Annotated in this window: 25 protein-coding genes and 1 tRNA gene; 11 read left to right on the plus strand and 15 right to left on the minus strand. The window is 72.8% G+C overall.

Translation table 11 applies throughout. From position 1 onward, the window contains the following. Positions 1 to 77 precede the first annotated feature (77 nt). Positions 78 to 671, minus strand: coding sequence for an aminoacyl-tRNA hydrolase (pth, locus tag CFI00_RS19305; RefSeq protein WP_207082596.1), 594 nt, complete (start codon positions 669 to 671; stop codon positions 78 to 80). A gap of 133 nt (positions 672 to 804) precedes the next feature. Continuing rightward, the gene (locus CFI00_RS19310; protein ID WP_207082597.1) at positions 805 to 1500 is read right to left on the minus strand and encodes a 50S ribosomal protein L25/general stress protein Ctc; all 696 of its coding nucleotides are present in this window, start codon (positions 1498 to 1500) and stop codon (positions 805 to 807) included. A 253-nt stretch (positions 1501 to 1753) separates the two neighbouring features. Between CFI00_RS19310 and pepN the strand changes: the two genes are divergently transcribed. Continuing rightward, on the plus strand, positions 1754 to 4180 hold the full coding sequence (gene pepN, locus CFI00_RS19315) for an aminopeptidase N (RefSeq protein WP_242532909.1): 2427 nt from the start codon (positions 1754 to 1756) through the stop codon (positions 4178 to 4180). Positions 4181 to 4304: 124 nt separating this feature from the next. Here pepN and CFI00_RS19320 read toward each other — a convergent pair whose 3' ends face one another. After that, positions 4305 to 5276, minus strand: a complete 972-nt coding sequence (locus CFI00_RS19320) for a ribose-phosphate diphosphokinase (RefSeq protein ID WP_242532910.1) — start codon at positions 5274 to 5276, stop codon at positions 4305 to 4307. 112 nt (positions 5277 to 5388) lie between these two features. Continuing rightward, positions 5389 to 6825, minus strand: a complete 1437-nt coding sequence (gene glmU, locus CFI00_RS19325) for a bifunctional UDP-N-acetylglucosamine diphosphorylase/glucosamine-1-phosphate N-acetyltransferase GlmU (RefSeq protein ID WP_207082600.1) — start codon at positions 6823 to 6825, stop codon at positions 5389 to 5391. Between the two features lie 80 nt (positions 6826 to 6905). On the opposite strand from glmU, the gene CFI00_RS19330 reads away from it, so the two are divergent. The 5 genes from CFI00_RS19330 to CFI00_RS19350 are packed head-to-tail and all read left to right on the plus strand — an operon-like array spanning position 6906 to position 12532. Then, complete coding sequence (locus CFI00_RS19330; RefSeq protein WP_207082601.1) at positions 6906 to 7544, plus strand: TetR/AcrR family transcriptional regulator; 639 nt, start codon at positions 6906 to 6908, stop codon at positions 7542 to 7544. Positions 7545 to 7596: 52 nt separating this feature from the next. Next, entirely contained in the window at positions 7597 to 9087 is a 1491-nt protein-coding gene (locus CFI00_RS19335; protein ID WP_207082602.1) for an NAD(P)/FAD-dependent oxidoreductase, read from the plus strand. Beyond that, positions 9084 to 9923: an SDR family NAD(P)-dependent oxidoreductase gene (locus tag CFI00_RS19340; protein ID WP_207082603.1), complete on the plus strand. Its 840-nt coding sequence runs from the start codon at positions 9084 to 9086 to the stop codon at positions 9921 to 9923. The genes CFI00_RS19335 and CFI00_RS19340 overlap by 4 nt, the downstream gene beginning before the upstream one ends. Beyond that, positions 9920 to 10843, plus strand: coding sequence for an alpha/beta fold hydrolase (locus CFI00_RS19345; RefSeq protein ID WP_207082604.1), 924 nt, complete (start codon positions 9920 to 9922; stop codon positions 10841 to 10843). The genes CFI00_RS19340 and CFI00_RS19345 overlap by 4 nt, the downstream gene beginning before the upstream one ends. 45 nt (positions 10844 to 10888) lie before the next feature. Continuing rightward, positions 10889 to 12532: a SulP family inorganic anion transporter gene (locus tag CFI00_RS19350; RefSeq protein ID WP_242532513.1), complete on the plus strand. Its 1644-nt coding sequence runs from the start codon at positions 10889 to 10891 to the stop codon at positions 12530 to 12532. On the opposite strand, the gene CFI00_RS19355 is transcribed toward CFI00_RS19350, so the two are convergent. The 6 genes from CFI00_RS19355 to CFI00_RS19380 all read right to left on the minus strand — a co-directional run bounded on the left by CFI00_RS19355 (position 12523) and on the right by CFI00_RS19380 (position 15822). Continuing rightward, the gene (locus CFI00_RS19355; RefSeq protein ID WP_207082606.1) at positions 12523 to 13899 is read right to left on the minus strand and encodes a glycosyltransferase; all 1377 of its coding nucleotides are present in this window, start codon (positions 13897 to 13899) and stop codon (positions 12523 to 12525) included. The genes CFI00_RS19350 and CFI00_RS19355 overlap by 10 nt on opposite strands. After that, entirely contained in the window at positions 13896 to 14180 is a 285-nt protein-coding gene (locus tag CFI00_RS19360) for a hypothetical protein (RefSeq protein ID WP_207082607.1), read from the minus strand. Before CFI00_RS19360 ends, CFI00_RS19355 begins: the two co-directional genes overlap by 4 nt. Positions 14181 to 14240: 60 nt before the next feature. Further along, on the minus strand, positions 14241 to 14846 hold the full coding sequence (locus CFI00_RS19365; RefSeq protein WP_207082608.1) for a hypothetical protein: 606 nt from the start codon (positions 14844 to 14846) through the stop codon (positions 14241 to 14243). Positions 14847 to 14859: 13 nt separating this feature from the next. Then, positions 14860 to 15324 (minus strand): TspO/MBR family protein, encoded by a 465-nt coding sequence (locus CFI00_RS19370; protein WP_207082609.1) that lies wholly within the window; start codon positions 15322 to 15324, stop codon positions 14860 to 14862. Continuing rightward, positions 15321 to 15698: a hypothetical protein gene (locus CFI00_RS19375; protein WP_207082610.1), complete on the minus strand. Its 378-nt coding sequence runs from the start codon at positions 15696 to 15698 to the stop codon at positions 15321 to 15323. Before CFI00_RS19375 ends, CFI00_RS19370 begins: the two co-directional genes overlap by 4 nt. A gap of 42 nt (positions 15699 to 15740) precedes the next feature. Then, positions 15741 to 15822, minus strand: a tRNA-Gln gene (locus CFI00_RS19380). Between the two features lie 188 nt (positions 15823 to 16010). On the opposite strand from CFI00_RS19380, the gene CFI00_RS19385 reads away from it, so the two are divergent. From CFI00_RS19385 to CFI00_RS19405, 5 genes are all read left to right on the plus strand, one after another. Beyond that, positions 16011 to 16499: a septum formation family protein gene (locus CFI00_RS19385; protein ID WP_207082611.1), complete on the plus strand. Its 489-nt coding sequence runs from the start codon at positions 16011 to 16013 to the stop codon at positions 16497 to 16499. 80 nt (positions 16500 to 16579) lie between these two features. Then, positions 16580 to 17566 carry an ABC transporter ATP-binding protein gene (locus tag CFI00_RS19390; protein WP_242532514.1) on the plus strand — a complete coding sequence of 329 codons (987 nt, stop codon included), beginning with the start codon at positions 16580 to 16582 and terminating at the stop codon, positions 17564 to 17566. Beyond that, complete coding sequence (locus CFI00_RS19395) at positions 17559 to 18452, plus strand: ABC transporter permease (RefSeq protein ID WP_207082612.1); 894 nt, start codon at positions 17559 to 17561, stop codon at positions 18450 to 18452. The genes CFI00_RS19390 and CFI00_RS19395 overlap by 8 nt, the downstream gene beginning before the upstream one ends. Beyond that, complete coding sequence (locus CFI00_RS19400; protein ID WP_207082613.1) at positions 18449 to 19360, plus strand: ABC transporter ATP-binding protein; 912 nt, start codon at positions 18449 to 18451, stop codon at positions 19358 to 19360. Before CFI00_RS19395 ends, CFI00_RS19400 begins: the two co-directional genes overlap by 4 nt. Continuing rightward, positions 19357 to 20070 carry an ABC transporter permease subunit gene (locus tag CFI00_RS19405; protein ID WP_207082614.1) on the plus strand — a complete coding sequence of 238 codons (714 nt, stop codon included), beginning with the start codon at positions 19357 to 19359 and terminating at the stop codon, positions 20068 to 20070. The genes CFI00_RS19400 and CFI00_RS19405 overlap by 4 nt, the downstream gene beginning before the upstream one ends. A gap of 22 nt (positions 20071 to 20092) precedes the next feature. Here the strand turns inward: CFI00_RS19405 and CFI00_RS19410 are convergent, their stop codons facing one another. Genes CFI00_RS19410 through CFI00_RS19430 form a run of 5 tightly spaced genes read right to left on the minus strand, consistent with a single transcriptional unit; the run spans position 20093 to position 23151 of the window. Beyond that, on the minus strand, positions 20093 to 20464 hold the full coding sequence (locus CFI00_RS19410; RefSeq protein ID WP_207082615.1) for a hypothetical protein: 372 nt from the start codon (positions 20462 to 20464) through the stop codon (positions 20093 to 20095). Beyond that, positions 20464 to 21732 carry a hypothetical protein gene (locus CFI00_RS19415; RefSeq protein WP_207082616.1) on the minus strand — a complete coding sequence of 423 codons (1269 nt, stop codon included), beginning with the start codon at positions 21730 to 21732 and terminating at the stop codon, positions 20464 to 20466. The genes CFI00_RS19410 and CFI00_RS19415 overlap by 1 nt, the downstream gene beginning before the upstream one ends. Further along, positions 21729 to 22025 (minus strand): type VII secretion target, encoded by a 297-nt coding sequence (locus CFI00_RS19420; protein ID WP_207082617.1) that lies wholly within the window; start codon positions 22023 to 22025, stop codon positions 21729 to 21731. The genes CFI00_RS19415 and CFI00_RS19420 overlap by 4 nt, the downstream gene beginning before the upstream one ends. Then, positions 22022 to 22336, minus strand: a complete 315-nt coding sequence (locus CFI00_RS19425) for an SAV_915 family protein (protein WP_207082618.1) — start codon at positions 22334 to 22336, stop codon at positions 22022 to 22024. Before CFI00_RS19425 ends, CFI00_RS19420 begins: the two co-directional genes overlap by 4 nt. 35 nt (positions 22337 to 22371) lie before the next feature. Then, positions 22372 to 23151 carry a hypothetical protein gene (locus tag CFI00_RS19430; protein ID WP_207082619.1) on the minus strand — a complete coding sequence of 260 codons (780 nt, stop codon included), beginning with the start codon at positions 23149 to 23151 and terminating at the stop codon, positions 22372 to 22374. Positions 23152 to 23200 lie beyond the last annotated feature (49 nt).

Consider the following 23200-nt stretch of genomic DNA (forward strand, 5'->3'; position numbering starts at 1 on the left):
CCTCCCCCTCGTGCCGATGCCCAGACGCTAGGTCAGCCCGCTCAGGCGCACATGCCCTGAATCGGGGAGACCGCACCTCAGGAGTTGAAGCGCTGCTGCGTCTTCTCGAGGCCCTCGGTGATCAGGGACTCGACTGCGTCGGCGGCGTCGCCGACCTGGAACGGCAGCTCCTTGCGCTCGACGGTCGAGTAGTTCGACAGCACGAAGTCGGCCACGTCCTGGCGCCCGGGCGGGCGGCCGATGCCGGCGCGGACGCGGTAGAAGTCGCCCGTGCCGAGCGAGGAGCGCATCGACTTCAGCCCGTTGTGGCCGTTGTCTCCGCCGCCGAGCTTGACGCGCAGCGTCCCGAAGGCGATGTCGAGCTCGTCGTGGATCGCGATGACGTGGTCCGGCGCGACCTTGTAGAAGGTGGCGAGCGCCTTGACCGGACCACCGGACTCGTTCATGTAGCCGCGTCCGCGGGCCAGCACGACCCGGGGGCCGCCGAGCGACAGCCGGCCCTCCACGACGTCGGCCCGGCCGGACTTGTGCGACCGGAAGGAGCTCCCCATCCGGCTCGCGAGCTCGTCGGTGACGAGGTAGCCGATGTTGTGGCGGTGCCCGGCGTGGGCGGGGCCGGGGTTGCCCAGGCCCACGACGAGCCACACCTCGGAGGTGGGGGCGTCACTCATGCGCGTCATCCTTTCATCGCCGAGCGGGCACTTCGTCGCGCTGAAATGCGCCGACCGGGCGATTCCTCGCGCTGCTGCGCGAGGAATCGCCCGGTCAGTGTGTCTGTGCGCGAGGAAGTGCCCGCTCAGCAGGTCACTCGGAGTCGGTGGCCTCGCCGGACTCCTGCGCGGCGTCCGCGGCCTTGGCCTCGGTCTGGGCGTCGGCGATCTCGGCGTCGGACACGTCGTGCTCGATGCCGAGGTCGGCCTCGGCCTCCTCCAGCTCGGCCTCGAGGGCCTCGGCGGACATCTGCTCGGTCACGTTGACGATGAGCAGCTCCTCGTCGGCGAGCAGCGTGGTGCCCGACGGGAGGTCGAGGTCCTTGGCGAGGATCTGGGTGCCGGCGGGCAGGCCCTCGACGGAGACCTCGAAGAACTCGGGGATGTGGGTGGCCTCGGCCTCGACGGAGACGACCGTGTTCTCGTTGACGACCAGCGTGTCGGGGCCGGCCTCGCCCAGGACGTGGATCGGGACGTCGACGGTGACCTTCTCGCCGCGGATGACGGCGACGAAGTCGAGGTGCTCGATGACGCGGCGGATCGGGTCGACCTGGACGTCCTTGGTCAGCGCGAGCTGCTCCTTGCCGTCGATGGCGAGCGCGAGGAGCGCGTTGGCGCCGCCGTGCTTGAGGGCCATCATCGTCTGGTGGCCGGGCAGGATCACGTGGACCGGGTCGTTGCCGTGGCCGTAGATGACCGCGGGGATCTTGTCCTCGCGACGGATGCGGCGGGCAGCGCCCTTGCCGAACTCGGTGCGGGCCTCGGCGACGATCTTCTCGGGGGCAGACATGGGGTTCTCCATCAGTCGGGTGGTCGGGCCTGGCGGCCCTGGCTCGTGGGTCCTCGGCGGGTGCGGAGACGACGAACGCCGCGCTCCGGATCGTGAGCGCGGCGCAGCGGTGCGGGCCGGCCCAGTCGATCACGGAGTCCCAGGTCGTACGTCGGGCTCCCTCGCCGAGGCAACCACAGAACTCTAGACCCGCCCCCCGGGGTGGGTCGAATCCACGCACCTTCCGCGCAACTAGGGTGGCCCGGTGCCCCTGATGCTCCCCGAGGCGCGCGAGCGCGCCGTCCTGCTGACCGACGTCCACACCGAGGTGCACCTCGACCTCACCTCCACCGACGCCTTCACGGTCGAGGCGCGGATCACCTTCGACTGCACGCAGCCGGGAGCCTCGACGTTCCTCGAGCTCACCGGCGCCTCGGACGTCACCCTCGACGGCGAGCCGGCGGCGTACGTCGACGGGCGGATCGCGCTGCCTGACCTCGCGGCGCACAACGAGGTCCGCGTCACCGCGCGGATGCCCTACGTCACCGACGGCGACGGCATGACCGTGACGATCGACCCGGCCGACGGCGAGCGCTACGTCTGCGCGCACACGTCGATGGACATCACCCAGAAGGTGATCCCCTGCTTCGACCAGCCCGACGTCAAGTCGACCTTCGCCGTCACCGTCACCGCCCCCGCGCACTGGACGGTCCTCGCCAACGGCCCGCTCGAGCAGCGCACGCCGGGCGAGGGTGACGACACGGCCCCGCACACCTGGACCTTCGGCACGACCCCGCCGTTCTCGTCCTACCTGTTCACGCTCGTGGGCGGGCCGTGGGTGTCGGTCACCTGGGACGAGCCGTACGCCCCCGCGCCGGGCGGCACGCTGCCCTTCGGCTGGCACGCGCGGGCCTCGCAGGAGCGCGAGCTGCGCCGCGACGCCGACGAGCTGCGCCGCATCACCAGCACCTGCTTCCAGCACTACACGAGCGTCTTCGAGCCGGAGTACCCCTACGCCGACTACCAGCAGGTCTTCGCTCCGGGCCTGAACTGGGGCGCGATGGAGTTCCCCGGCTGCGTCGTCTACCGCGACGAGGGCCTGACCCAGGGCACGCCCACCGAGCTGCAGCGGCAGTGGCTGGCCTCGACGATCGCGCACGAGATGGCGCACATGTGGTTCGGCGACCTCGTCACGATGAAGTGGTGGGAGGACTCGTGGCTCAACGAGTCCTTCGCCGACTTCATGGGCTACGACGTCGCCGGTGTCGCCGCGGGCTACACCGACGCCTGGACCTCGGCGGCGATCACCCGCAAGCCCACCGGCTACCGCGCGGACCGCCGCCGCTCCACGCACCCGATCGCCGAAGACACCGACAAGGTTGTCGACGTCGACACCGCCTTCGCCAACTTCGACATGATCACCTACGCCAAGGGCAACGCCGCGCTCAAGCAGCTGGGCCACTGGCTCGGCCAGGAGGACTTCCTCGCCGGCGTCAACACCCACCTCAACGCGCACGCCTTCGGCAACGCCGACCTCGCGGCGTTCCTGGACTCCCTCGACTCCGCCACCGAGCACGACGTACGCGCGTGGGCGGCGGCGTGGCTGCGCACGACCGGCTTCGACACCCTCGTCGTCACCCGCGACGACGCGGGGGTCCCGGTCCTGCACCGCGAGGGATCGCGACCGCACCGCCTCACCGTGTCGGCGTACGACGACGCGATGCAGCTCGTCGGCTCCCGCGACGTGCACCTCGGCGAGGAGCCGGTGCGGCTCGAGGAGTTCGCCGGACTGGTCGTGGTGCCCAACTCCGGCGACGAGACCTTCGCGGTCATCCGGCCCGACGAGCAGTCGTGGGCCGCGATCACCGCCGGGCTGTCGTCGGTCGAGTCCCACCTGACCCGCGCGGTCCTGTGGTGGACCGCGGTCGACCTCGCCGAGTCGCAGGTCATCAGCGTGGGTGACCTGGTCGCGCTGGCCGACCGGCACCTGCGGCCCGAGTCGCACCCGCTGGTCGTCGAGGGCGTGCTGCGCGCGCTCCAGCTCGTGACGCGCGGCCACGACGAGCCGGGAGAGGTCGCCGCGCACCTCGCGGTCGTCGCCGACATCGCCCGCGGCGCCGTCGAGGGCGGCGACCCGCTCCTCGCGCCCGGCGCGTCCCGGGTGCTGGCGCGGCTGAGCGCCGACCGGACCTTCCTCGTCCAGTGGCTCGAGCGCGACGACGTCGACCCGAGCGTGCGGTGGGCCGCGGTCCACCGGCTCGCCGAGCTCGGCGACCCCTCCCACATCGACGCCGAGGCCGAGCGCGACCAGTCGGTGGCCGGCCACCACGCCGCGCTGTCGGCGCGCGCCGCTGTCCCGACCGCCGAGGCCAAGGCCGAGATGTGGCAGCGCCTCATGGGCGGCGACCTCAGCACCCACGAGCTGGACGCCGTCGGGGCCGGCTTCTGGGGCTGGGAGCAGGCCGACCTGGTCGAGCCCTACCTCACCCGCTACGTCACCGACGGGCTCGCCCTCGCGCTCCGATCGGGCCAGGCGATGGCCGACAGCATCGGCGACGCCTTCCCGCGCCTGCCGCTCACCCGCGCCGTGCGCCGCCAGCTGCGCGCCACGGTCGCCGAGGCGCTTGCGACCGGCGATGTCCCCACGGTCCTGGCGCGGGCGTGGAACGACGCGCTCGACGACCTCGACCGGACGCTCTGACCCCTCGGCCGGCCCTCGGGATCCCCGGCTGGCCGGGGTTTCCCTAGGTTGTCAGGCTCTGCAAGGGCCGACAACCTGTGGGATCCCCGGCTGACCGGGGATCCCTGAGAGACTCAGGTCGGGCCTAGGCATGCCCATCGAACATCGACGTCACGCTGCCGTCCTCGAACACCTCGCGGATCGCCCGCGCGATGAGCGGCGCGATCGAGAGCGTGGTGAGCTTGTCGAACTGCTTGTCGGCCGGCACCGGGAGCGTGTTGGTGACCACGACCTCCATGGCGGAGGAGTTCTTCAACCGGTCGACCGCGGGGTCGGAGAGGATCGGGTGGGTGGCGGCGATGATCACGCCGGCCGCGCCCTCGGCCATGCAGGCCTCGGCGGCCTTCACGATCGTGCCGCCGGTGTCGATCATGTCGTCGGTGAGGATGCAGATCTTGCCCTTGACCTCGCCGACCACGCGGTTGGCGACGACCTCGTTGGCCACGTCGGTGCGCCGCGACTTGTGGATGAAGGCGAGGGGTACGCCGCCGAGGCGGGCCGACCAGCGCTCGGCGACCTTGATCCGGCCGGCGTCGGGCGACACCACGGCGAGCTGCTGGTCGCCGTACTTGGCCTTGACGTAGTCGGTGAGGATCGGCAGCGCCATCAGGTGATCGACCGGGCCGTCGAAGAAGCCCTGGATCTGGTCGGCGTGGAGGTCGACGGTGATCAGCCGGTCGGCGCCGGCGGTCTTGAACAGGTCGGCCACCAGGCGCGCCGAGATCGGCTCGCGGCCGCGGTGCTTCTTGTCCTGGCGGGCGTAGCCGTAGAACGGCATGACCACGGTGATCCGCTTCGCCGACGCCCGCTTCAGGGCGTCGACCATGATCAGGTGCTCCATGATCCACTCGTTGATGGGAGCGGTGTGGCTCTGGATCACGAAGGCGTCGCACCCCCGCACGGACTCCTCGTAGCGGACGTAGAGCTCACCGTTGGCGAACTCGTAGGCGCTCTGCGGCACGAGTCCGCACTCGAGGAGGTCGACGACCTCGTGGGAGAGGTCGGGGTGCGCCCGGCCGCTGAAGACCATCAGGTTCTTCTCGGTGGTCCGCTTCATTCCGGTCACGCGACGCGACTCCTCGCTGTGCTGGTCAGCCTGGGGGGTGGCTCTCATCGGAGGTGCTGGGGAAGAGTCTGGCCCACGGACCGGGCCTTCCCCAACCCCGGGGTCACCCCTCGGTCGTCTCCTGCTGTTCACGCGCCGTTCGCGCCGCCTCGGCCTGCGCGGTCCCGGCCCGGCGGGACTCCGTCCAGCCCTCGAGGTTGCGCTGCGCGGAGCTGCTGACCGCCAGGGCGCCGGCAGGCACGCTGCGGCGTACGACGGTCCCGCCGGCCGTGCCGGCCCCGTCGCCGACGGCGACCGGCGCGACGAAGGTGTTGTTGGAGCCGGTCTTGACGAACCGGCCGATGACGGTGCGGTGCTTGGCCACCCCGTCGTAGTTGGCGAAGATCGTGCCGGCGCCGATGTTGGAGCCCTCGCCGATCTCGGCGTCGCCGACGTAGGACAGGTGCGGCACCTTGGCGCCTTCGCCGATCTGGGAGTTCTTGGTCTCCACGAAGGTGCCGATCTTGCCCGCCACCCCGAGCTGCGTGCCGGGGCGGAGGTAGGCGAAGGGCCCCACGCTGGCGCGGTCGCCGATGACGGCGAGCTCGGCGTGGGTGCGTACGACGCGGGCGCCGGCGCCGACCTCGCAGTCCTTCAGGGTCGTGTCGGGACCGACCACGGCGTCCTCGCGCACGACGGTCGCGCCGAGGAGCTGGGTGCCGGGCAGGATCGTGGCGTCGGGCTCGAGGACCACGTCGGCCTCGATCCACGTCGTGGCCGGGTCCATGACGGTGACGCCGTCCTTCATCCAGCGCGTCACGATGCGGCGGTTGAGCTCCTTGCCGAGCTCGGCGAGCTGGGCGCGGTCGTTGGCCCCCTCGGTCTGGGCGACGTCCTCGATGAGGTGCGCGCCGACGGTGAGGCCGTCCTCGCGGGCCAGGCCCACGGCGTCGGTGAGGTAGTACTCGCCCTTGGCGTTGTCGTTGGTGATCCGCGGCAGCGCGGAGACCAGGAACTCCGCGTCGAAGGCGAGGATCCCGGAGTTGATCTCGTCGATCTCGCGCTGCTCGGGCGTGGCGTCCTTCTCCTCCACGACCGCCTCGACGTCGCCCTCCTCGTTGCGGACGACCCGGCCGTAGCCGAACGGGCGCGCCACCCGACCGCTGAGGATGCTCACCGCGCGCTGGGCGGCCTCGTGCTCCTCGGCGAAGGCCTTCAACGACTCGCCCTCCAGCAGCGGGGTGTCGCCGGCGGCGACGATGACGGTGCCGGTGGTCGCACCGCAGGCCTCCATCGCGACGCGTACGGCGTGCCCGGTGCCCTGCTGCGTCTCCTGCACCGCTAGCACCGCGCCGGGCAGCAGCCCGGTGATGTGCGGACCGACCTGCTCGCGCTGGTGGCCGACGACCGCGACGACGCTGGTCGGCTCGACCGCCTGCACGGCCCGCAGGACGTGGCCGATCATGGAGCGCCCGGCGATGGGGTGCAGCACCTTCATGGTCTTCGACTTCATGCGGGTGCCGCCGCCGGCGGCGAGCACGATGACGGTGAGGTTGTCCATGCCCGCAGTCTGTCACCGCATCGGGGCTGTTCGCCCACTCGTGTCCCTGTGGTCGAATGACGCTGTGGTCGAATGAGCCCGTGAGCGGGCGGACCTATGCCGGGGAGTCGGCGAGCGACCGCTCGGGACGTCGGCGGCGTCAGCTGCTCGACGCGGGACTCGAGCTCTTCGGCACCGCGGGCTACCGCGCGACGACCGTGCGGCTGCTGTGCCGCGAGGCCCGGGTCAGCGACCGCTACTTCTACGAGCAGTTCGACTCCACCGAGGACCTCCTGGTGGCGGTGTACGACGAGTGCACCGCCCGGCTCGAGGCAGCCGTGCTGACCGCGCTCGGAGACGGCACCGGCGACGTCGGCGACCTGGCCAGGCGCGGGCTCGACGCCTTCCTCGCCCACGTCGAGGAGGACCCCCGGCTGGCGCGCGTCGTGTGGTTCGAGGTGCTGGGCGTCAGCACGCGCGTCGAGTCGACGTACCTGTCCCGGATGCAGCGCTTCGGCCACCTGATGCTCGGGGTGCTGGCCGAGCGCGACGACATTGCCCCCCTGCCCGACGCCGCGCACGAGCTGATGGCGAGTGCCGCTGTCGGGGCGGTGAGCAACGCCGTGGTGACGTGGTCGATCACGGGCTTCACGACCGAGCGCGCGGTGGTCACCGAGTCGCTCGCGCAGTTCCTCGCCGGCGCCGCCACGGCTCTGGCGCGACCGACCGCGGCGACGTGACCTGCGTCACCCCCCGATGCGGAATCAAGCGTCGTCACTTTAGTGTGCCGGGGTGGACATCACGACGGTGCTCGTCATCGGCAGCGGGTTCGGTGGTCAGGTCACCGCGATCAACCTGCTGCGCCGCGGCATCACCGACGTCCGCATCCTCGAGCGCCGCGACTTCATGGGCGGCACCTGGTGCCAGAACTCCTACCCCGGCGCCGCCGTCGACGTGCCCTCGCCGCTCTACTCCATCGCCTCCGAGCCCTACCCCTGGACCCGGATGTACGCCGAGCAGGCCGAGCTGCGCGCCTACACCGAGCACGTCATCGACAAGCACCGCCTCCGTGAGCGCACCGTCCTCGGCGCCGAGGTCGTCTCGGCGGAGTGGGACGGCGAGGCGTGGTGCGTGCGCACCGCCGACGGCACGGTCCACCGCGCGCGCTTCGTCGTCAACGCCTCCGGCCCGCTGAGCACCCCGGTCGTGCCGCCGTTCCCCGGCCTCGACGACTTCGCGGGCCACACCTTCCACACCAACGGCTGGAACCACGACGTGGACCTGGCCGGCACGCGGGTCGCGGTCGTCGGGTCGGGCGCGAGCGCCGCCCAGGTCATCCCCGCGATCCAGCCCGAGGTGGGCGAGCTCCACGTCTTCCAGCGCAGCCCCCACTGGGTGCTCCCCCGGCCGGACCGCGTCTTCACCCCGCTCCAGCGGCGGCTGCTGCGGCTGCGCCCCTTCCAGCGGGCGCTGCGCACCGCGATCTACTGGAAGCTCGAGACCCGGGTCATCGGGTTCAAGCACAGCCGCCGGCTGCTCAAGCGCCTGGCGCAGCGCGAGGCCCTGCGCCACATCGAGGCCCAGGTGCCGGACCCGGAGCTGCGCGCCAAGGTCACGCCCGGCTACACGATCGGCTGCAAGCGCATCATCCTGTCGGACACCCTCTACCCCGCGCTGGGCGCGGCCAACACCACGCTCCACGACCGCACCGACGGCATCGACCGCTTCGACGAGACGGGCATCGTCACCGCCACGGGCGAGCACCTCGACCTCGACGTGGTCGTCTTCTCCACCGGCTACGACGCCACCGACGGGCTGATCCCCTACGACGTGCGCGGGCGCGACGGCGTACGGCTGGGGGACGTGTGGCACGAGTTCCCCCGCGCCTACCTCGGCACGACCGTGCCCGGCTTCCCCAACTTCTTCGTCGTCACCGGGCCCAACACCGGCATCGGGCACACCAGCGCGATCTTCGTCATCGAGTCGCAGATGGAGTACCTCCTGCGTGCGATCGGCGCGGTGGTCGACGTCGGGGCCGCGAGCATCGAGGTGCTGCCCGAGGCCGAGGACGCCTACACCACGCACATCCACCGCGAGATGGAGAAGACCGTGTGGCACGACGGCGGGTGCACCTCGTGGTACCGGTCGCGCTCGGGCAGGGTGATCGCGATGTTCCCGGGATTCTCCTTCTCCTTCCGCCGCCTCGCGCGGCGCTTCCGACCCGAGCACCACGTCATCAGCCACGTCACCAGCCACGTCACTCCCGACAGGAGCACTGCATGAAGACCCTCGACGACAAGGTCGCCGCCGTCACCGGGGCGGGCTCCGGCATCGGCCGCGCCCTGGCCCTCGAGCTGGCCGGCCGCGGCTGCCGGCTCGCCCTGTCCGACGTCGACGCCGCCGGGCTTGAAGAGACCGAGCGGCTGCTCACCGGCCGCGCCCGCGCGGTGACGACCACGGTGGTCGACGTCGCCGACGAGGCCGCGGTGCTCGCCTGGGCCGACGAGGTCGTCGCGGACCACGGCCGCGCGAACCTCGTCGTCAACAATGCCGGCGTCGCCCTGTCCGGCACCGTCGCCTCGCTCTCGACCGAGGACTACCGCTGGATCATGGGGGTGAACTTCTGGGGCGTGGTCCACGGCACGAAGGCGTTCCTGCCCCACCTCGAGGCCTCCGGCGAGGGCCACGTGGTCAACATCTCCAGCGTCTTCGGCCTCACCGCCCAGCCGCTGATGAGCGGCTACAACGCCAGCAAGTACGCCGTACGCGGCTTCACCGAGTCGCTGCGCCAGGACCTCGCGCTGACGCGGTCCTGCGTGAGCGCGACGTGCGTGCACCCAGGCGGCATCAAGACCAACATCGCCCGCGCCGCGCGGGTCGACGCCAGCGTCGCGGGCGCGACCGGCAAGTCCGCGGAGGCCTCCTCGAAGGAGTTCGAGAGGTCGTTCATCACCACCCCCGCCAAGGCGGCCGAGGTGATCGTCGAGGCGGTCCGCAAGGACAAGCGCCGGGTGCTCATCGGGCCCGATGCCCGGGTCTTCGACGCGATGGCCCGCGTCGCCCCGGCCGGCTACCAGCGCCTGATCACCGGCGTCGTGCGCTCGCGGGGTGCCAAGTGAGTCGGCGCACGGCGAGTCGGCGCACGGCGATCGCCGCACGGGCGTACGCCGCCGCGACCGCCGCGGAGGCGCGGGCGTACGGCCTGCGCGAGCGACGCGTCGACGTCGGGGACTGCTCCCTCGCCCTCCTCGAGGGCGGGCCGGCCGACGCGCCCGCGGTCGTGCTGGTCCACGGCTACTCCGCCGACCGGGTCGTGTGGGTGCGCTTCGCGCGCCACCTGCTGCGCGACCACCGGGTGATCGTGCCGGAGCTGGCCGGGCACGGCGCGACCGGCTTCACCAGCGGCATCGGCCACTCGGCCCCCGCGCAGGCGGCGCGGCTCGCGACCCTGCTCGACCGCCTCGGCATCGTCTCCGCCCACGTCGGCGGGAACTCCATGGGCGGCTTCGTGGCCGCCACCCTGGCCATCGAGCACCCCGACCGGGTCGCCTCGTTGCTGCTCAGCGACGCGGTCGGCGTCGCCTCGCCCCAGCCGAGCGAGGCCGACCTGCTCTTCCGCCAGGGCCGCAACCCGTTCCTGCTCGAGAGCGTCGCGGCCTTCCCCGACTTCTACGCCATGACCATGGCGCGCCCGCCCTTCCTGCCCGCCGCGCTGCGGGCCGCGGTCGCCGCCGACTACGTCGCCCGGAGGGACCAGCTCGCCGAGATCTTCGCCGACTTCTACGGCGTCGCGACCCTCGACGACCGGCTCGGCGAGATCACCGCGCCCACCCTGGTGATGTGGGGCGAGGAGGACCGCCTGGTCCACCCGAGCACCGCGCGGGCGTGGGCCGCGGGCATCGCGGGCGCCCGGACGGTGCTCTACCCCGGCATCGGCCACATGCCGATGCTGGAGGTGCCGGGACGCAGCGCGGCCGACTACCGCGACTTCCTGGCCCGGGTCGCCGCAGCTGACCGACGTCGGGACGAAGTGCCCTAGCGGGGCGGGCCGGCCTGCGGTCGACTGGTCGCCATGTCGTGGTCGGTGAGCCTCCGTCCTCCGGGGCGGAGGGCACTGCGTGGTGACGTGGTGGCCGGCATCACCGTCGCTGCCTACCTCGTGCCCCAGGTCCTGGCGTACTCCGGGCTGGCCCGCGTGCCCCCGGCCGCCGGCCTCTGGGCGGCCTTCGTCGCCCTCGCCGTCTACTTCCTCCTCGGCTCCTCGCCGCAGCTGTCGGTCGGACCGGAGTCGACCACCGCGCTGATGACGGGCGCCGCCCTGGCGAGCGTCACCGTGACCGGCGAGTCGGCGCAGGACGCGGCGGCGGTGCTGGCGCTGGCGGTCGGGGCGGTGTGCCTCCTCGCGTGGGCCGGCGGCCTCGCGTTCCTGGCCGACCTGCTCTCCAAGCCGGTGCTGGTCGGCTACATGGCCGGCATCGCCGGGCTCATGGTCCTCTCGCAGACCGCACGCGGGAGCGGGGCGGACGTCCCTGACGGCACGGTGCTGGCCCAGACGTGGTGGTTGCTCCAGCACCCGGCCGCCGTGCACGTCCCGACCCTGGCGGTGTGCCTCGGCACCCTCGCGCTGCTGCTCGCCGGCGCCCGGCTGTGGCCCACCGGTCCGGTGCCGCTGGTCGGCATGCTCCTGGCGGCCCTCGGCGTGGCCCTGGCCGGGTTGTCCGACGACGGCGTGGCCGTGGTCGGTTCCCTCCCCTTCGCGCTGCCGTCGGTGGGTCTGCCGTCGGTCGCGTCGGTGGGGTCGTGGGCGCTGCTGACGACCGCGCTCGCGATCGCCGTCGTCGGCTTCACCGACAACGTGCTCACCGCCCGGGCCTTCGGCGTACGCCACGGCGACCGCATCGACGCGCGCCGCGAGCTGCTGGCGCTGGGGGCGGCGAACGTCGCCGCGGGTGTGGTGCACGGCTTCCCGGTGAGCAGCTCCGGCAGCCGGACGGCGATCGTCGACGCGGTGGGCGGGCGGTCGCGCTGGGCCGGCCTGTCGACGCTGGCTGCCGCGCTGGTCCTGGTCGTCGCGCTGCGACCGGTCCTGGCCCGCTTCCCCGACGCCGCGCTCGCCGCGGTGGTGGTCTACGCCGGGCTGCGCCTGGTCGACGTCGCGGAGTTCGTCCGGATCGCGCGCTACCGGCGCACCGAGCTGTTGATCGCGCTGGCCACGACGGCCGGCGTGCTGGTCCTCGGCGTGCTCCAGGGCGTGCTGGTGGCGGTGAGCCTCTCGCTCGTCGACGTGATCCGCCGGGTCGCTCGGCCGCACGACGCGGTCGAGGGTCTGGTCCCGGACCTGGCGGGCATGCACGACGTCGACGACTACGCCGACGCCGTGCCCGTGCCCGGCCTGCTCGTCTACCGCTACGACGCGCCCCTGTTCTTCGCCAACGCCGACAACTTCCTCAGCCGCGTCCGGGAGTCGGTGGAGGCGTACGCACCGCACTGGGTGGTGCTCAACACCGAGGCCATCGGCGAGGTCGACCTCACCGGCGCCGACGCCCTCGAGACGCTGCGTGCGGAGCTCGAGGCGCGGGGCGTCGTGCTGGCGCTGGCGCGGCTCAAGCAGGAGCAGCGCGAGGCCCTCGAGCCGAGCGGGCTGCTGGAGCGGATCGGGGCCGAGCACGTCTTCCCCACGCTGCCGACCGCGCTCGACGCCTACCGCGCCGCGACCGGTCAGCGCTGAGCGACCTCCGGCGCGGTCTCCGCGTCGAGCAGCTGCGTGAAGAGGTCGACGTACTGGATGAGGTGGCGGTCGGCGAGGTAGTGGTCGCGCACGCGCAGGTGGGCGGCGCGCCCCAGGTCCCCGCACCGCTCCGGGTCGGCGAGCAGCGACGCCAGCGCCGCGACCAGCGCGGCGCCGTCGCGAGGGTCGTCGAGGAGCAGGCCACTGACGCCGTGCTCGACCTGGTCGCGGATGCCGCCGACGGAAGACGCGACGACCGGCCTGGCCTTCCACATCGGTTCCGTCACGGTGAGCCCGAATCCCTCCGCGAGGCTCTTCTGCACCACGACGGTGGCCCAGCGCTGGAGGGCGTTGACGACCCGCGCGTTGTCGACGAGGTCGTCCATCGGGACCGAGACGAGGTGGGTCCGCGCGCGTGCCTGCTCCGGCAGCGCCCGCCACTGCCCGCGGCACTCGGCGAGCACCTCGGCGGCCTCGGGGTCGTCGGCCACTCCGCGCGCCTCTGGTCCGGCGAGCACGAGGTGCACGTCGCGCGGGAGGTCGTCGAGGTGCGCGGCGAAGGCCTCCAGCACGCCGGCCATGTCCTTGAGGCGGTCCCAGCGGCTGACCTGCAGGACGATGCGGGCATCGCGCGGCAGCGCGGTCCCCTCGACCACCATCCCGGGGCGGTGCACCAGCTCCTCCACCTCCTCGGCGGACAGCTCGACGTTCTTGGGGCTGAACGGGTCCAGCGAGGGCGGGATGACCCGCAGCCAGCGCCGGTCGACCCATCCGGGGGCGAACTCCTCCCGTGAGAAGACGCAGGCGTGCACCGGCTCGACCAGCGGGTGCAGGAACTCCCACGCCTCCTGCGTCCACTCGTTGGTCTCGTCGAGCCCCACGTGGCAGCGCCACACGACGTACGCCCCCCGCTCGCGCAGCGCCCCGGCGAGGCCGGCGGTCTGGGGGTCGTGGAGCAGCACGACGTCGCCGGGCTGCACGCGGCGGACGAGCTCGTCGCGGTGGCGCGCCAGCGTGGCGTCGTACGTCGCCCGCGCGTCGGCGTCGAGCGCACCGTCGTCGCCGGGGACGCCGTGCAGCCGGTTGTGGATCCGCTTGGTGACGGCGAAGAAGCCGGGGTCCCCGCCGATGACGAGCCAGCGGATGTCGATGCCGGTGCCGGCCGCGTAGGCGACGAGGGTGTGCAGCATCTCCGCGACGCCGCCGCCGCGTGCGGTCGAGCTGACGTTCCACAGGGTGCGGCCGTCGAGCAGCCGACGGGCAGCGGCGGCGTACTCCTCGACGCGCCGCACCCGCTCCGGCGGCAGCAGGGTGGACAGGCGCGCGAGCGCGACCGGCACCACCGGCACCTCGAGCAGGCCGCTCATCGGGGGTCCCGCGGCCGGGGCAGCTCGATCGCGCCGCCCACGCGGACCTCCACCCCGGGTGCTGCACGACGCGCGGTCGCCAGGGCGGTGTCCATGCGCCGGATCAGCTCCGCGCGGGCTGCGTGGTCGCACTCGGCGACGAAGGGCTCGACGAGCTCCACGGCCCGGTGGCACTCGCGGGCTCGCCGTGCCGCGGCACTGACGCGCTCCTCGAGGTCGCAGACGTCCTCGACGACGACCCGCACGGTCGCGGGGCTGGGCGGGGGTGGCGCGTGGTCCATCGCGGTCTCCTCGGGTCTCTCCCCCGAGTCTCGCCGCCTCGCCCGGACGTCGACAGGGTCCTAGGTCCCGCGGACGTCCAGGCCCTCTGCCCGCAGCACCACGTCCGCGCGGGTGTCGGGACGCTCGAGCCGCGCGTAGTCGTGGCCCTCCGGGATCCACTTGGTGTCCCAGAGGTCGAGCTCGGCCCGGTCGTCGCCCTGGGCGAGGTTGCGGGCCTTGGCGCGCGCGCCGGCGGTGTCCGGGTCGAGGTCGATCCACACGGCGAGGTCGAACCAGTCGCGCGTGCGGTCGGCGAGGAGGCGGATGCCCTCGACGACGAGCACCGGCGGCATCGGGTGGTCCTCCACCCCGGTCTGCCCGGTCCACCACCGGTAGTCGAAGCGCAGCCGCTCGGGTCGCGGCAGCCGGCGTGCGCGGGCCAGCAGTGCCTCGATCGCAACCCAGTCGTGCTGCTCCCACAGCCCGGCGCCCGGGCCGCAGGTGGGGGCGTAGAAGCAGTCGGTCGGCACGACCTGGTCCTCGTGGAGGCCGAGGTCGGCACCCAGCCTGGCCGCGAGCGTCGACTTGCCCGCACCGCCGTGACCGCTGATCCCGACGACGGGGACCGCCTCGGACGTCTCGGCCAGGGAGCGCACCCGCGCCAGCAGGTCGTCGTACGTCTGCATCCCCGAAGCCCGCTCAGCTCAGCCTGGCGTAGGCCACCGACAGCGCGGTCGCCACCGAGAGCCAGAGGGCGTACGGCACCAGCGCGAGGGCACCCCACACCTCGATCCGGGCCACGACGGCGAGCAGCACCCACGTCAGCACGGCGGCCCCGGCCAGGCACGCCGCGGCACCGACGAGGCTGTGCGGGACGTAGAAGAGGTAGGCCCACCCCAGTGCCAGCGCGACCGACACGGCGAGCACCCCGGTCGCCGCCCAGGCGGCACCCGGCGGTGCGGTGCGGACCGTCGTCGCGCCGACGACGAGGAGCAGCAGGAAGTTCAACGGCCACATCAGGCCGAAGACGATGTCGGGCGGCTGGAAGGACGGGCGCGCCAGCGAGGCGTACCAGCCCGGCTCGTGGCCGTTCCAGACGTTCGACATCGCGGCGAAGACCACGACCAGCGCGCACCAGGAGAGCGTCGGCGCCCACGTCGTCACGCGGTGGCCTCCTCGTCGAGGCGGCCCAGCGCGGCGGCCTCGAAGGCGTCGACCGAGCCCGCCATCTCGTCCATCTCGGTCGCACCGATCAGCTCGCGCCAGCCGCCTGCCTCGCGCGCCAGCACCACCGGCGCCCGCGTCGCGGCGACGGCCGCGCGCAGGTCGTCCTCGAGCTCGTTGAGGTGGAGCAGGCGCACCGGCACCGGCAGGCGCGCGACCATCCGGTCCCACTCGGCCTTGCGACGCACCGTGGAGTGTTTGATGTCGCACAGCCCGCAGTGGCGGGTGCCGCGCACCTTGCCCCAGACGTACGCCGCCTCCCCGAGCAGCCCACCGTCCGCGTCGTACACGCCGACGAGCTCGGAGACGGTCATGGCACGACGCTACCGGGGCGGGCCGAGGCGGCACGGACGAGCTGGCTCCCCGGGTAGGAGTCGAACCTACGTCGCTAGTCCTGATTCAAAGTCAGGCGGGCCCTGCCGGCAGACCAACCGGGGATAGGCGTCCAAGCCTAGGGCCCGCCTCGGGCGGGGCTGCCAGGTGCCCGGCAGACCAACCGGGGAAAGTCAGGTCAAGCCTAGGGCGCGGACGGGACGTCATGAGAACCGGCGGTCCGAACCGCCAGATCCCATGACGTCCCCCGCAGGTGTGAGGACAGCCCGACCGCCGGGGTGTTGCATGGCCGGATGAAAGGTCCCGTCGTGGCGTCGCTGGCGTTCTTCGCGGTGGCGATCGGCCTGGCCGGGTTCGTCGCGGTCGCCACCGAGGTCACGGGCGAGAACCCGATCAGCTCCACCGACGTGGGCGAGCGCTCGCGCGTCCACCAGCTCGACACGGGCGACTGCTTCGACGTCGGTCCGACCTACGACGCGAGCCAGGACGTGACCGTCCTCGACTGCGACGAGCCGCACGACTCCGAGGTCGTGTGGACCGACAACTTCAGCACCTACGGCAGCGACGGCGACGAGGCGGCCCGCGAGGCGGTGGACGAGGCCGAGGGCGTGTGCCGCGAGCGCTTCGAGGCGTACGTCGACGCGCTGCCGGCGGGCTCGGGCGTGGAGCTGCGCCCCTATCTGGACGGCGGCATCGAGCGGATGCGGGACCTGGGCACCGACGAGACGCGGTGGCAGGTCGCGTGCGTGGCGTGGAGCGCGGACGGTCGCTTCGGCGGCTGAACCGATCTTCACCACACCTCCACACGTCTCGGGGCCATCCCTGATGCCGGGGGTCGGTCCCGACCGCTAGCGTGGCCGGTGTGACGGGGGAACACGCAGGACACGCGGGAGTGGTGCACCAAGGAGCGCTGCAGGTCATCACGACCGCAGGACTCACCAAGCACTACGGGACGGTCCACGCGCTGACCGACCTCACGGTCGCGGTCGGCGCGGGCGTGACCGGCCTCGTCGGCGCCAACGGTGCCGGCAAGTCGACGCTCATCAAGATCCTGCTGGGGCTCCTCGAGCCGACCGGCGGACATGCGAGCGTGCTGGGCCACGACATCGAGCAGGGCGGGCAGGAGATCCGCCGGCTCGTCGGCTACATGCCCGAGCACGACTGCCTGCCGCCCGACGTCAGCGCGAGCGACTTCGTGGTCCACATGGCCCGGATGTCCGGCCTCGGGTCGAGCGCGGCCCGCGAGCGCGCCGCAGACGTGCTGCGCCACGTGGGCCTCGACGAGGAGCGCTACCGGCCGATGGGCGGCTACTCCACCGGCATGAAGCAGCGCGCCAAGCTCGCCCAGGCCCTCGCCCACGACCCGCAGCTGGTGTTCCTCGACGAGCCCACCAACGGCCTCGACCCGGCGGCCCGCACCGACATGCTGCGTCTGGTGGAGCGCATCGGCAGCGACTTCGGCATCGCCGTCCTCGTCACCTCCCACCTGCTCGGCGAGCTCGAGCAGGTCAGTGACCACGTGATCGTGCTCGACGGCGGCCACCTCCTTCGCTCCAGCGCGACCGGCGACTTCCTCCAGCGCACCGGCAGCCTGCTGGTGGAGGTCGTCGGCACCGAGACCGAGCGCGACCGGCTGGGCGAGGCGCTCGCACGGCGCGGCCTCACCTGCCGGCCGCGTGGCCCCATGGTCTCGATCGACCCGCCCCCACCCGAGCTCGCCCGCGAGGGCGCGGCGCACGACCTGATCCGCGACGTCGCCGCCGAGCTCGGCCTCGGCCTGATGCGGCTGCAGCCCGACCGCGGCCACCTCGAGGACGTCTTCCTCCAGGAGGGTGCAACCCATGCCTGAGATCCCGACCGAGAGTCCCCGCACCGGAGTCATCCACGACCTCGGCTACCGCCGCTACGACGGGCCGCGCGACGGCTCCGCGACGATCGCCCGCACGCTCTTCACCACCGGCCTGCGCCACGCGTACGGCCTGGGGCGCTCGGGCAAGTCGAAGGTCATGCCGTTCCTGCTGCTCGCGATGTCGGTGCTGCCGGCCACGATCGTCGTCGGGGTCCTCGTCCTCACCCCCGCCACGTCGCTGCCGGTGTCCTACGCCGACTACACCAACCAGACCCAGCTGCTCGTCAGTCTCTTCGCCGCCTCGCAGGCGCCGGTGCTCTTCTCCCGCGACCTGCGCCACCGCTCGATCGTGCTCTACCTCGCCCGTCCCCTCGGCGCGACCGCCTTCGCGCTCGTGCGCTGGCTGTCGATGACCGTCGCGCTCTGGGCCTTCACCCTGGTGCCGACGGTCCTGCTCCTCGTCGGTGCACTGCTGGCCGGCCTCGACACGAGCGACCAGGTCACCGGGATGCTCAAGGCGGTGGTGCTCCAGGCGGGGCTGGCGGCGCTCGTCGCCGGCATCACCGGCGTCATCTCCTCGGTGTCGCTGCGTCGCGGCTTCGCCGTCGTCGGCTCGGTGATGGCCCTGATCGTCCTCACCGGGGTGGTCACCGCGGTCCAGGCCATCTCGGCCAGCGAGGGTGCCGACTCCGCCTCCGTCGGCGTCGGCCTGGCCTCCCCCTGGTCGCTCTACAGCGGGTTGGCGAATGCCTGGGACGCCGGGATCACCACGCAGGTGCCCGTCGACGGCGCCTGGGTCCCGGCCTACGTCCTGGTGGCGCTCCTGCTGAGCGGCGGCTGCCTGCTCGGGCTGGTCGCCCGCTTCCGGAAGGTGGGCTCGCGATGAGCACCCTGGTCCTGGACTCGGCCTCGCGCTGGTTCGGCAACGTCGTGGCGGTCAACGACGTCTCGCTCACGGTCGGCCCCGGCGTCACCGGCCTCCTCGGCCCCAACGGCGCCGGCAAGACCACCCTGATGGCGATGATGTCGGGATTCCTGGCGCCGTCGTCCGGGCACGTCACGCTCGACGGCCAGCCGGTCTGGCGCAACACCGACGTCTACCGCCGCATCGGGCTGGTGCCCGAGCGCGAGCTCAGCTTCGGCTACCTCACCGGTCGCCAGTTCGTGCGCGCCAACGCCGACCTGCACCGCCTGCCCGACGCGGCCACCGCGACCGAGCGGATCCTCGAGGTCGTCGACATGGTCGAGCCGGCCCAGCGCCGCCTCGACACCTACTCCAAGGGCATGCGCCAGCGCGTCAAGATCGCCGCCGCACTGGTCCACGACCCGTCGGTGCTGCTGCTCGACGAGCCGTTCAACGGCGTCGACCCGCGCCAGCGGATGCACCTGATGGACCTGCTGCGTCGTCTGGGCGACGAGGGCCGCACCGTGCTCTTCAGCTCCCACATCCTCGAGGAGGTCGAGCGCCTGGCCCGCCACATCGAGGTCGTGGTCTCCGGGCGCCACGCCGCCTCGGGCGACTTCGGTGCGATCCGCCGGCTGATGACCGACCGCCCCGTGCAGTACGCCGTCCAGTCCAGCGACAACCGCACGCTCGCCACCCTGCTCATGGCGCAGGAGTCCGTGCGTGCGGTGAGCCTGCGCGGCGAGCACCTCGACGTCCAGGTCGACGACCTGGGCAGCTTCGCCGTGGGCCTGCCCGGCCTGGCCCGGCAGCACGACCTGACCATCTTCGAGCTCTCCCCCAGCGACGAGTCGCTGGAGAGCGTCTTCGCCTACCTGGTGGCCCGATGACCTCCGCAGTGTTCAACCCCACCATCGCCAAGCTCGCGCTCCAGGCCCTGCTGGGCCGGCGGCGCTTCTTCCTGCTGCTGGCCTTCCCGGTCCTGCTGATCGGGCTCGTCGCGCTGGTCACCGCCCTCACCGACGGCGACGCCGCCTACGAGATCCTGCCCGGGCTGGGCTATCCGCTCGTGCTGCCGCTCGTCGCGATCCTCGCGGCCTCCTCGGTGCTGGGCCCGGAGGTCGACGACGGCTCGATCGCCTACCTGCTGTCCAAGCCGGTGAACCGCTACGGCATCGCGATCAGCAAGTGGCTGGTCGCGCTCTCCGCGACGCTGGTGGCCGGCGCGATGCCGATCCTCGTCGCCGCGCTCATCACCGGCGACGGCACCCGGGCGACCGCGCTGTTCATCGGCGCGGCCGTCGCGGGGACGGCGTACTCGGCGCTCTTCCTCGCCATCTCGGCCGTCACCCGCCACGCCGTCATCGCGTCGCTGATGTTCGTGCTGATCTGGGAGAGCCTGCTCGGCAACCTCTTCACGGGCGTGGCCTGGCTCAGCATCGGCCAGTGGGGCCTGCGCATCGGCCACGAGCTCTCCGACCAGCTGCCCGACCCGGCCAACCTGCCGTGGGCGATCGGCGCCAGTGCCGTGGTGACGCTCGTCGGCGTGTGGTTCGCCGGCGACCGGCTGCGGTCGTTCTCGCTGCGCGGCGAGGACTGAGCGCCGCGGCGGGCGTTGGTCGTCAGGTCCTCGGGCTGCGCCAGACGCGCACTGCCTGGACGAGCAGGTAGACCGCGGGGACACCGAGCAGCACGCCCCACAGCCAGCTCCCCTCGACCGCTCCGACGACGCCGGTGATCCCCGCCCAGGCCCCGAGCAGACCGAGGGTGGCGGCACCGATCGTGCGAGCGAGCACGGAGCCCGGTGCAGGCGCCCGGCTGGCGACGACGGCGCCGAGCAGGGAGAGCACGCCGAAGAAGACGAAGGCCGACGCCCAGGCACGCCCGAAGGCGCTCTCCACCTCGATGACGAGCCCCACCCCGAGCCCGATGGCGAGCAGCCCTGCCAGCAGGGCGAAACCTGCCTGCACGGTGCCGATCCTGCGACGTGCCATCAGCTGAACCACCCTCCGATCGTCTCGCCGACGCCCGAGACGCCGTCGACGATTGCCTCCCCCGTGTCCTGCAGGGCGTCGACGCCCTCGTTCCACGCCTCGCCCACGTCGGGGCCGTTCTCGAACAGCGAGTCGATGGCACCGTCAGTGAAGATGGCGACGCCGGCGCCGATGACGGTGCCAACCACGGCACCGACGGCGGTGCCGACGCCCGGCACCACCGAGCCTGCCGTCGCCCCGATCAGGGCGGCGGTCCCGACACTGGCACCGAAGCCGGCCGCGGCGCCGAGCCCGGCGGAGACTCCCTGCGACACGATGATCTGCTCGGTGGTCTCACCCTCCTGCCAGTCGTTGTAGGCGCCGAGCCCGAGGCCGAGCGGACCGAGGATCTTGCCGGCGCGACCGAGGTAGCGCAGGGTCCGGGAGTCCGCGACCTCCTGGGACTGTCGCAACAGGTCCTCTGCCTCGTCGAGCTTGCCCTGGACCGCCAGACGATCGGCCTCGAGCCGTGCCTCGTCGAGGGTCTGGAAGAAGAACCACTTGCGCTTCATGTAGCGCTCGGGGTTGGCCTGCAGGTCGGCGACCGCGCGGCCGGCCTCCTCGACGAGCTCGGTCGCCGAGGTCAGCAACCGCGACTGCGTGAGGGAGATCGTGGCACCGATGACTCCGGCCGCGCTGTCGCCCACGATGTCGCTGAGGGTGACGATCCACGCGGCGTGCGTGCCGGGGAGGTACTGGTCCTGCAGCTCGCGGCAGGCGGTGGCGTAGTAGCGGTCGATGCGGGCGGCCTCGGTGGCAGCGGCGTCGTAGGCCCGCAGCAGCTTCTGGTGGTCGTTGTAGTCCCCGACGCGTGCCTCGTAGTCGGCGACCTCCTCCGGCGTGCCCTCGAAGGTCGTCGGCGGGCGGGCCGGACCCGCACCGGGGTGCTGCACCACGAAGCCGGTCACGCTGAGGCCCTCGCCGCGCGCGAGCGTGCGTACGTCCCCCATCTGCTCCTGGGCGCGCTGGAGCTTCTCGGCGAAGTCGTCGAGGTCGCCGGCCATCGTGGTCGCCGCCGTGGAGAGGTCGTCGCTGGAGTCGCGGATCCCGCGAGCGACGGCGACGAACTCCGACCCGGCCGTGGACTCCCAGCGCATCTCGGCGTCGCGGCGCGCACCGTTGGCAGCATCGGCAACGTCGGTGAGCTCGGCCGCGAGACTCGTGCGCAGCCACGTCGCCGCGCGCCGGACGCTGGTCGGGGAGCCCTCGATCTCGGTGTCGACGCTCACGGCTCCATCGCCCGCCGGATGTCGTCCATCCCCGCCGAGGAGTCGGCGTCGGCGCGCTCGTAGTAGCTGCGCGCGAGCCTGACGTTCTCCGCCGATCCGCTCAGCGCGGTCGACACGTTGCCGGCGCTGGTGACGATCTGGCCGAGCATGCTCGCGACCACGGCCGTCATCGGGCCCGCGTCGATCCCGCGCGGCACGCTCCCCGAGAGGCCCTCGAGCCCACTGGCGGCGGTGTCGAACGCCGCGGCGATGGAGCCGAGCGTCGCCGGGTCGACGTGGATGCCGCCGCTCACGACGCCGCCGATCCGGCGTCGGCGCCCGTGTCGTCGCGCAGGCCCGGGTCGATGTCGAGGAAGAGCAGGTCGTAGGGGGACTGCTCGTGGATGCGCTGGAGCGCGGGCACGTCGCACAGCAGCCAGGGGGCGTCGGGGAGGTACCAGCGGTGCAGCCGGTCGATCGCGGAGTAGGTGTAGAGCGCCGTGCGGCCGTCCTCGACGCGGTGCATCAGCACGCGCCGTGCAGCGGCGTCGGGCTCGTCGGTCGTCGGCACGTAGACGACCGGCGGCAGCTGGGGCCGGGGGTCGACGTCCGTCGGGTCACTCATGTCGCAGGCATCCGTTCGTCGGGCGGGGACCGGGCTCAAGCACGTCTGCCCGTTCGCCGGGTAGCCAAACGTGACGCACCTTCCCGACCGGGGCGGACGACGACCTGCGCGTCGAGCCAGTCGGCGAGGTCGCCCGCCCGGTGGCCGGTGTCGGAGCAGTCGAGGACGAGGATGTCACGAGCGCCGCTCGAGCGACGCCACGGCCAGGGCGCGAAGGAGCCGTCGGCGTCGCGGGCGAGGCTCACGACCAGACGGCGCCCGCGGCCACGGGCCGCGACCACGTCCGCGCGGGCGGCACGGGCGCGTCCGGTCGGCGAGTCGACCACCAGCTCGGTGTCGGTGAGCCACAGCGCCGGCCGGCGGCGCCGCCCCAGCACGACGAGGGCGATGCGGCCGGCGAACCAGAGCCCGACCGCTCCGGGCACCAGGCCGACCAGCGCCCAGTCGCCACCGGCACGCACACCCGCCACCGCCAGCGCGAGGCCGAGCACGCCCAGGCCGGCGTCGAGCGCCACGGCGTGCCACCACGGTGCGCGAGCCGAGTGCAGCACCGTCGCAGGTGCGCCGTCCAGTGTCGCGGGGGCCAGCGTCGGATGCCGCCGGGTCGCGGCGGCGAGGACGGCGAGGACGGCGGTGACCGCGACGGCCCAGCAGGTGTAGACCACGACCAGCCACAACCCGACCGGACGGGTGCCGTCGAGCTCCGGCGTCGCGACGGCGACGAGCAGGACTCCAGCCGCGGCCAGCCCCAGGTTCACCGCGACCTCGCCCCAGCGCTCGCCCGGGCGGATCGCGACAGCGGGCGGGGAGTCCATCGCACCAGCATAGGAAGCCCCCACGGGCATAGGCTCGCACCATGGACCT

The organism is Nocardioides sp. S5, from assembly GCF_017310035.1.
In the GTDB taxonomy this organism is placed as follows: Bacteria; Actinomycetota; Actinomycetes; order Propionibacteriales; family Nocardioidaceae; genus Nocardioides.